The 813-nt window shown below is 40.6% G+C and carries 1 pseudogene; it reads right to left on the bottom strand.

Annotated features, from left to right (window positions below):
• Positions 1–214: 214 nt before the first annotated feature.
• Positions 215–813 (bottom strand): annotated as a pseudogene (locus tag ACTIE0_RS24770) (reverse transcriptase domain-containing protein); the annotation flags it as partial.

Genomic DNA, 813 nt, shown 5'->3' with positions numbered 1-813 from the left:
TGTAGTATACTTGGAAGATAAACGTGTAGTCTGTGATTGCTTAAATGGGCTTGACCCAGAGTTCCCTGCCTTGCTTAGATTCACAACTCCCTAAGCGTCGGGACATATATACAGTTGAGGGGTTAGACCGATACTGAGTAACCGTGTAAAGGTCTAATTGCCCTCTAGGAGGTTATTTCGGCATTGCAGCCTTATTTGACTCCTAAACGTTTCGCACTATATAGTCTAGCTTAACGAAGGTCTCTGTTGAGACGACCGCTGAGTAGTAGTTTGACCATCCCCGAATAATCGGGTTTAGATTACTTATCAGGGCTGATTGGGGTGCTGTTTTATGTCGTTTTATTACACCCTTAATCACTTCTGTATGGGCTTTGATTGCTTTCTGACTAGGTTTGATGTGGGTTGGGAACCCTAATGGTTTCCCATGTGGACTTTTCCCAGTTTTATATTTTCCTACAGGATATTGCCTAATATTGAATCCTAAGAAATCAAATCCAGGTTCTTCAAGTTTTCTATCATATTCAATAGGATTGAGTGTATGACAGATTCGAGTTTTCTCCGGTTTAATCTTTAACCCAATAGGTTTTAACCATTCGGAAATAGCAATCTTGCATTGTTCAATAATCTCTAGTGATGGTGATATCACTACAAAATCATCGGCGTATCTTATTAAGTTGGCTTTGACAGCCTTCCCTTTTTTCTTAGGATACATTGTTTCAATTACTCTAACCATTCCCAACAGTGCGATGTTGGCGAGTATTGGACTTATTACCCCTCCTTGGGGTGTCCCTGTTTCTGTATCCTCGAATACGT

Origin of the sequence: Limnospira sp. (assembly GCF_051859755.1) — a bacterium.
GTDB lineage: Bacteria > Cyanobacteriota > Cyanobacteriia > Cyanobacteriales > Microcoleaceae > Limnospira > Limnospira fusiformis.
Note: the sequence above shows the minus strand (reverse complement) of the source record. Positions and strands in the feature narration are given on the sequence as shown.